The sequence below is a fragment of the Luteibacter sp. genome (genome assembly GCF_036500425.1).
Taxonomy (GTDB): domain Bacteria; phylum Pseudomonadota; class Gammaproteobacteria; order Xanthomonadales; family Rhodanobacteraceae; genus Luteibacter.
Genome location: NZ_DASYCB010000064.1, coordinates 1 through 8,184, shown reverse-complemented (window position 1 = coordinate 8,184; position 8,184 = coordinate 1). Strand labels below are relative to the sequence as shown.

General features: G+C 66.8%; 7 protein-coding genes. 3 read left to right on the top strand and 4 right to left on the bottom strand.

Annotated elements, in window-relative coordinates; genetic code table 11:
• Positions 1–96 precede the first annotated feature (96 nt).
• From eda to zwf, 4 genes are read right to left on the bottom strand one after another with little or no spacing between them, the layout of a single operon-like run.
• The gene (gene eda / locus VGN46_RS16200; RefSeq protein ID WP_331645063.1) at positions 97–747 is read right to left on the bottom strand and encodes a bifunctional 4-hydroxy-2-oxoglutarate aldolase/2-dehydro-3-deoxy-phosphogluconate aldolase; all 651 of its coding nucleotides are present in this window, start codon (positions 745–747) and stop codon (positions 97–99) included.
• A gap of 14 nt (positions 748–761) precedes the next feature.
• Positions 762–2,573 carry a phosphogluconate dehydratase gene (gene edd / locus VGN46_RS16195; RefSeq protein WP_331645061.1) on the bottom strand — a complete coding sequence of 604 codons (1,812 nt, stop codon included), beginning with the start codon at positions 2,571–2,573 and terminating at the stop codon, positions 762–764.
• 41 nt (positions 2,574–2,614) lie between these two features.
• Positions 2,615–3,316 carry a 6-phosphogluconolactonase gene (gene pgl, locus VGN46_RS16190; protein WP_331645059.1) on the bottom strand — a complete coding sequence of 234 codons (702 nt, stop codon included), beginning with the start codon at positions 3,314–3,316 and terminating at the stop codon, positions 2,615–2,617.
• A complete protein-coding gene (gene zwf / locus VGN46_RS16185) occupies positions 3,313–4,785 on the bottom strand; it encodes a glucose-6-phosphate dehydrogenase (protein WP_331645057.1) in 1,473 nt (490 codons plus the stop codon). Before zwf ends, pgl begins: the two co-directional genes overlap by 4 nt.
• 237 nt (positions 4,786–5,022) lie before the next feature.
• Between zwf and VGN46_RS16180 the strand changes: the two genes are divergently transcribed.
• Genes VGN46_RS16180 through nagA form a run of 3 tightly spaced genes read left to right on the top strand, consistent with a single transcriptional unit; the run spans position 5,023 to position 8,003 of the window.
• Entirely contained in the window at positions 5,023–5,775 is a 753-nt protein-coding gene (locus tag VGN46_RS16180) for a GntR family transcriptional regulator (protein ID WP_331645055.1), read from the top strand.
• A gap of 16 nt (positions 5,776–5,791) precedes the next feature.
• On the top strand, positions 5,792–6,826 hold the full coding sequence (locus VGN46_RS16175; RefSeq protein WP_331645053.1) for an SIS domain-containing protein: 1,035 nt from the start codon (positions 5,792–5,794) through the stop codon (positions 6,824–6,826).
• A 28-nt stretch (positions 6,827–6,854) separates the two neighbouring features.
• Positions 6,855–8,003, top strand: a complete 1,149-nt coding sequence (nagA, locus tag VGN46_RS16170) for an N-acetylglucosamine-6-phosphate deacetylase (RefSeq protein ID WP_331645051.1) — start codon at positions 6,855–6,857, stop codon at positions 8,001–8,003.
• Positions 8,004–8,184 lie beyond the last annotated feature (181 nt).

Below are 8,184 nucleotides of genomic sequence, written 5' to 3'. Positions count from 1 at the left end.
CGCGCTTGCGCGCGATGGGCCTTGCCACGAGCACCCATCGCGCGCAAGCGCGCTCCTACAGGGGCCGCGGATCGCCGATCGGCGCCGCGACACGATTCATCGGCTGCGTTTTAGCTGGGCGGCTTCGCGGGCCAGGGTTTCGATCGCGGCGTAGTCACCGGCTGCAAGGAGGGCGGCGGGGGTGAGCCAGGAACCACCGACACAGGCAACGTTCGGCAGTGAGAGAAACTCATTGGCGTTGGCGAGGCTGATGCCGCCGGTGGGGCAGAAAGTGATCTGCGGCAGCGGGGAGGCCCACGCACCGATCAGCTTGGCGCCGCCAGCGGGCACCGCCGGGAAGAACTTCTGGAAGCGGTAGCCGCGTTCGAGCAGTTCCATGGCTTCGCTCGAGGTCGCGGCGCCCGGGAGCAGCGGCAGCTCGGAATCATCAGCTGCATCGAGCAGGCGTGGGCTACTGCCCGGCGAGACCGCGAATTTCGCACCCGCCTTCAAGGCGTGCTCCAGGTCCTTCGCCGTGAGCACGGTACCCACGCCAATGAACGCGCCTTCCACTTCGGCGGCGATCGCACGTACCGCGTCCAGCGCGGCCGGCGTGCGCAACGTGACTTCGATCGCCGGGATGCCACCGGCGACCAGCGCACGCGCCATGCCTACGGCTTTCGAGGCGTCCTCGATGATGACGACGGGAACTACGGGTGCCAGTGCCAGGGTGGATGCGACCTTGGCCTGCTTTGCTTCATTGCTCATCGTTACTCCGTTGCTCAGAACACGCCCGCGCCGAGGTCGGCCGCGACGGCCGACTGGCGGAACATGGCGAAAAGTTCGCGGCCCATGCCGGTGTGGTGCACACCGAGGTCCACGTTGTCGGGGACGCGGCTATTCCACTCGTCGGCGTCGACCAGGACTTCGACCGTCCCTGCCACGGCATCCAGGCGAATCATGTCACCGGTACGGATGCGCGCGATGGGACCACCCGCTTCGGCTTCGGGCGTCACGTGGATGGCCGCGGGCACACGGCCCGATGCGCCGGACATGCGGCCATCGGTGACCAGCGCCACGCGGTAGCCGCGATCCTGCAGCAGGCTCAGGGTCGGAGTGAGCTTGTGCAGCTCGGGCATGCCGCGCGCACGTGGGCCCTGGAAGCGCACCACCGCGATGAAATCGCGATTCAGCTCGCCCCGGTCGAAGGCGTGCTTCACATCATCCTGTTCGTCGAACACGATGGCGGGGGCTTCGATGACCATGCGGTCATCCGGCACCGACGACACCTTGATGACGCCGCGACCGATGTTGCCCTTGAGCATGCGCAGGCCGCCATCGGCGCGGAACGGTTCGCTGATCGCGCGCAGCACGCCGCGGTTGCCGCTTTCCTTCGACACGGGTACCCAGCCGAGCTTCCCGTCCTCGAGCACCGGCTTGTGCCGATACGCCTCGAGGCCGTGGCCCATGATCGTGTTCACGTCGTTGTGCAGCAGGCCAGCGCTGAGCAGCTGGTCCATGAGGAAGCCCATGCCACCTGCGTCGTGGAAGTGGTTCACGTCGGCATAGCCGTTCGGGTACACGCGAGCGAGCAGCGGCACCACCGACGAGAGCGCATCGAAGTCATCCCAACGCAGCTCGATGCCGGCAGCACGCGCGATAGCGACCAGATGCAGCAGGTGATTCGTCGAGCCGCCTGTCGCATGCAGGCCGACGACACCATTGACGATCGCGCGCTCATCGATGATGCGACCGATCGGCATGTAGTGCTCGCCCATGCAGTCACTGGCGAGCACGCGTTCCACGGTGGCTTCGGTCAGCGCATGGCGTAGCGGCGTATCCGGCAGCTCGAAGCTCGAACCCGGAAGATGCACGCCCATGATCTCCATCAGCATCTGGTTCGAATTGGCCGTGCCGTAGAACGTGCAGGTACCCGCACCGTGGTACGAGCGCGCCTCGGCTTCGAGCAGTTCCGCGCGCGTCGCCTTGCCGGCGGCGAAGGCCTGGCGCACCTTCGACTTCTCTTCGTTCGGAATACCCGACGGCATCGGACCCGAGGGCACGAACGCGCTGGCGAGGTGGCCGAACGAAAGCGCGCCAATCAACATGCCCGGCACGATCTTGTCGCAGATGCCAAGGTACAACGCGCCTTCGTACATATCGTGGGAGAGCGACACCGCCGTGGCCATCGCGATGAGATCGCGCGAGAACAATGACAGCTCCATGCCCGGGCGGCCCTGGGTCACACCATCGCACATGGCCGGCACGCCACCAGCGACCTGCGCGGTCGCGCCATAACGGCGGGCGATGGTGCGGATGCGCTCCGGGTAACCCTCGTACGGCTGGTGCGCCGAGAGCATGTCGTTGTATGCGGTGACGATAGCGATGTTCGCGGCGTGGCCGTTACGCAACGCATCCTTGTCGGTTTCGCACGAAGCGGCAAAGCCATGCGCAAGGTTGCCGCACGACAGGTGGTGACGCTTCGCGCCGTTACCGCGCGCGGGGTCGATCTTGGCGAGGTAGGCCGCGCGGGAGGCGCGGCTGCGCTCGACAATGCGCTGGGTCACCTCGGCGAGGACGGGATGCAGGGTCATGGCGTGTGTTCTCGGGCTTTGACCAGATGAAGCGGGCGCTGTCAGGGCGCCCAGAAGACGTGGATGGGCACGCGATCCTGGGTAAGCACGGCGCGGACGGGTACGTCCTCACCGGCCTCGGCCTTCGCGAGCAGCTCTTTCTTGTCGGCACCTTCGATGTGCAGGTAAAGCGTGCCGGCATCGAGCACACGCGGCAGCGTGAGCGTGATCCGCGGCTCGCCGGCGCCACCGGCGCGCATGGAGATCACGGCTTTCCTGCCGTTCGGATCCAGTGCTTCGGCAAGGTTATCGCCGCCCGGGAAGAACGAGGCGGTGTGGCCATCCGGGCCCATGCCAAGGATCACGACATCGAGCGGCTGGCCGAGGGCATCGATGCGTTTGCCGACATCGGCGAGTGCGGCATCTACGTCATCCTTGTGCGCCTTGTCGAACAGGGGCAGGAAGGTCGCGGTGTGCGCTTCGTGATGCAGCAGGTGATCGGCCACCAGCTTCGCATTGCTGCGGTCGCTGTCGGTGTCGACCCAGCGCTCATCGACCAGGGTGATCGTCACCTTGGACCAGTCGATTTCCTGTTCGCACAGCACGGCGAACATCTGCTTCGGCGTACCACCGCCGGACACAGCGAGCGTCGCCTTGCCGCGCGCCTTGATGGCAGCGTCCAGCTTCGCTGCGATGTCGCGTGCCAGCTTATCGGCCAGCGTGAGTTTGTCGGCGAATTCGTTGCGGATGATCTTTGCGTTCATGCGGCGTCCTCGGCCCAGGTGCGGCCATCACGTTCGATGAGCGCCACGGCGGCGCTCGGACCCCAGGTACCCGCGGTATACGGCTTCGGCGTATCGCCGCTTGCCTCCCACGCGTCGAGGATGGGGCCGGCCCAGTTCCACGCCGCTTCCACTTCATCGCGGCGCATGAACAGGGTCGGGTTGCCACGCACGACATCGAGGATGAGCCGCTCGTAAGCATCGGGCTGCTGCACGCCGAACGCCGCCGCGAAGCTCATGTCGAGCGGCACGTGGCGCAGGCGCAGGCCGCCCGGACCCGGATGCTTGATGGTCAGCCACAGCTTCACGCCCTCGTCCGGCTGCAGGCGCAGCGTGAGGCGGTTGGGCAGGAGCGGGCCGCTCGCGGGATCGAAGATCGAATGCGGCAACGCGCGGAACGTCACCACGATCTCCGAGACGCGATTGGGAAGGCGCTTGCCGGTGCGCAGGTAGAACGGCACGCCGGCCCAGCGCCAGTTACCGATCTCCGCCTTGAGGGCGACGAAGGTTTCGGTTTTCGACTGGTCGCTGCCGAGTTCTTCGAAGTAACCCGGGACGCCCTGGCCTTCCGCCGCACCGGCGCGGTACTGGCCGCGCACGGTGAGCTGGGCCGCGTTGCTGCTGTTGATCGGACGCAGCGAACGCAGCACCTTGAGTTTTTCATCGCGCACGGCATCCGGTGCCAGCGACGACGGCGGCTCCATGGCGAGCATGCACAGGAGCTGCAGGATGTGGTTCTGGACCATGTCGCGCAGCGCGCCGGCACGGTCGTAGTAACCGGCGCGGTGGCCGACGCCCACGGTTTCGGCCACGGTGATCTGCACATGGTCGATATGCTGCGCATTCCACAGCGGCTCGAACAGCGCGTTGCCGAAGCGCAACGCGAGCAGGTTCTGCACCGTCTCCTTACCGAGGTAATGGTCGATGCGGTAGGTCTGCGATTCGGTGAAGACCCGGGCCACGGCATCGTTAATGGCGTTGGCACTCTGCAGGTCGCGGCCGATCGGCTTCTCCAGCACGACGCGCGAGCCCTCGCCATTCAGGCCGAGGCTGCCCAGGCGCTGGCAGATATCGGTGAAGATTTCCGGCGAGGTCGATAGGTAGAACACACGGATGTGCTCCTTGTGCTCGGCCATCAGCGCGGCGAATTCGTCCCAGCCATCCGCCTTGCGGGCATCCAGCGAGCGGTAACCGATCATCTGGATAAACGCATCCAGCTGGGCCGGGGCGACGTGGCTGACACCCTTCTCGACCGCCGCGCGAACCTGCTCGCGGTAGCCGGCATCGTCCAGTCCTTCGCGCGCCACGCCGATGATCCGGCTGCGCGGCTGGATCTGGCCATCGATGAACCGGTGGTACATCGCGGGGAGGAGTTTGCGCACGGCAAGATCGCCGGTGCCGCCGAAAATGACCAGGTCGAACGGTTCGACCGGCAGGGAGGGAGCGCTCACGACATGGCCTCTTAAGGGTTCGCGGAGGGGTTCCGCTCGATCGTACCAGTGACATACCACGGCGTACCAGCCCCGTACCACTGATCGGCACCTTACCTTCCACCTAACCTCGTGATCACACAACGGAAACGTTTTCACGGTGATTTAGATCGTGCAAACAACCGTTCGGTCAAACCTGCGGTCCACGGGTGACCGGACCGCCTTGCCCCAGTGGTCAGGTATTGGTATCTTCGCCCGATGGAAACCGCCCTCGTTACCGAGTACCAGCGCCTGCAGCACGACCCGGCAGCCCGCCTGCCGCTGGCGTACATGCGCCTGCGCCGGGCCATCCGGAACGTGATCGAGAACGGCGAGGTCCAGGTGGGCCATGCCTTGCCGAGCGAACGTGACCTGGCCAGGGCCCTCACCCTGTCCCGGGTCACGGTGCGCAAGGCGATCGGCGGCCTGGTCGAGGATGGCCTCCTTACCCAGCGTCACGGCGCCGGTACCTTCGTCTCCGAACGCATCGTGAAGCCGCTCTCGCGGATGACCAGCTTCACCGAGGACCTGCGCGCCCGCGGCCTCAACCCACGCTCGGAGTTTTTCGAGAAGGCGATCGGCGAAGTGAATCCCGAGGAGGCCATGGCGATGAACCTCTCGCCGGGCACCCAGGTCGTCCGCCTGCATCGCCTGCGCTACGCCGGCGATGAACCGCTGGCGATCGAGCGCAGTGCCGTGCCGCTATCCCTGCTGCCCGACCCGGGCCTGGTCGTGGATTCGCTGTACGAGGCGCTGGACCAACTGGGCAACCGCCCGACCCGTGCCCTGCAGCGCCTGCGCGCCGTCGTGCTCGGTCCTGCCCAACTGCGCCTGCTGCGCCTGCCGGCCGGCAGTGCTGGCCTGAACATCGAACGGCGCAGCTTCCTCGACGACGGGCGCATCGTCGAATTCACCAACTCCTGGTACCGCGGCGATATCTACGATTTCGTGGCGGAACTGCAAAGCGATTAACGAGCCGACCGCCACCATGACCATCCAGCCGCAAGACACCCTGATGTTCCGCGAAGCGCACGAGACCGCCGAGGTCGTCGAGCGCCAGCTTGCCCATAACGAGCCGGTGATCGCGGCCCTGGCCGAGCGCTTGCGTGCGCACCCGCCGCGCATGGTGATCACCTGCGCCCGCGGCAGTTCGGACCACGCGGCGATGTACGCCAAATACGTCTTCGAGACCCAGCTTGGCGTGGTCACCGCCTCGGCCTCGCCCTCGGTGACGTCGATCTACCACGCCTCGCAGCATCTCGATGGCGCGCTGTACGTCGCCGTGTCGCAGTCGGGCAAGAGCCCGGACCTGGTCCGCAACGCCGAAGCTGCGAAGCGCTCAGGCGCCTACGTGGTCGCGCTGGTCAATGTGGTCGATTCACCGCTCGCCGCGGTCGCCGATGTCGTCGTGCCGCTGCGCGCCGGCCCGGAGACCAGTGTCGCCGCGACCAAGAGCTACCTCGGCGCACTGTTCGCGATCCTGCATATCGCCGCGCGCTGGAGCGGCAAGCAGGAAATCGCCGAAGCACTGACCGCGCTGCCTGCACAGCTGCGCCAGGGCTGGGACGCCGACTGGTCGTCGCTCACCGAAGGCCTGGTCGATGCGCACAACCTGTTCGTCGTCGGCCGTGGCTTCGGCTTCGCCGGTGCGCTGGAAGCGGCATTGAAATTCAAGGAAACCTGCGGCCTCCACGCCGAGGCCTTCAGCGCGGCCGAAGTGAAACACGGCCCCATGGCCCTGGTCGGCCCGGACTTCCCGGTGCTGTTCTTCGCCCAGAACGACGACACGCTCCCGGGCGTGCTCGATGTTGCCGCTGAATTCCGCAAGCGCGGTGCGCGCGTGTGGGTGGCCGCGCCGGGAGCCGAGGGCGAAGGCGTGCTGCCGCTGGTGGCGACCGCGCCGATCTCGGCGCCGCTGGTCACCGTGCAGAGCTTCTACCGCGCCACGGCTGCGCTCGCGCTCAAGCGCGGCTTCAACCCCGATATCCCGCCGCACCTGAACAAGGTGACGGAAACCGTCTGATCCCTGATTCGAACCGAAGGACCTTGCCATGACCCTCGCCTTCGTCAACGGCCGCGTGCTCACCGATAACGGCTTCCAGTCCGGCCTTGCCGTGCTGGTGGACGACGGAAAGATCACTGCGCTCGCGTTGCCCTCGGACCCGCGCGTGCGCGCCGCGGAGAAGCACGACCTGGGCGGCCGCACGCTGCTGCCTGGCTTCATCGATTGCCAGGTCAACGGCGGTGGCGGCGTGCTTTTCAATGACGAGCCGACCGTCGATGCCATCCGCGCGATCGGCGTGGCCCATGCGAAGTACGGTACCACGGGCTTCCTGCCCACGCTGATCAGCGATGATGCCGCGGTCATGTCGCGTGCCATCGATGCGGTGAACGATGCGGTGGAGCAGGGCGTGCCGGGCGTGCTCGGTGTGCACCTGGAAGGCCCGTTCATCGCGCCGGAACGCAAGGGCGTGCACGACGCGGCGAAGTTCCGCATCGCAGGCGCCGATGACATCGCGATGGTGGCCCGCCGCCACGGCGGCGTCACCCTTCTGACCCTGGCACCGGAACGCGCCAGCGATGACGTGCTGGCCCAGCTCATCGCCAACGGCGTGATCGTCTGCGCCGGCCATACCGGTGCCGACTACGCGGCCACCCATCACGCGCTCGCGATGGGTGTGCGTGGCTTCACTCACCTGTTCAACGCCATGACCCCGTTCACCAGCCGCGAACCCGGCGTGGTCGGCGCGGCGCTGGAAGACCACCACAGCTGGTGCGGCCTGATCGTCGATGGCCACCACGTGCACCCGGCCTCGCTGCGCGTCGCCATCGCGGCCAAGGCGCCGACCAAGATGATGCTGGTGACCGATGCGATGCCGCCGGTGGGCTCGGATAACCCGAACTTCGTGCTGAAGGGCGAGACGATCACGGCGCGCGATGGCGTCTGCCAAACCGCGGATGGCACGCTCGCCGGGTCGGCGCTCGACATGGCCGCAGCCGTTCGCAACACCATCGACATGGTCGGCGTGCCGTACGACGAAGCCGCTCGCATGGCCTCGACCTACCCGGCCGCCTTCCTCGGCCTGGGCGCCACCCACGGCCACATCTCAGCCGGGTACCGCGCCGACTTTGCCGTGATGGACGACACCCATCACGTTGCGGAAACCTGGATCGGCGGCGAGCGCGTGTTCGCCGCCTGAGGCACAAAAAAGTTCTTCGCGCATTTCCAGGGTTGTCGGTTGCCTCGCGCGTCGTGATCGGTTCATTCGCTGACGCGAATGCATGTCTTCATCGGTCGGGCTCGCCTTCGGCTGCGCGGGGGGCTCGGCTTCGCCATCGCGGCGGCGCTCGGACGTGGTCGCAGGAGAGCCCTCGGTGTCC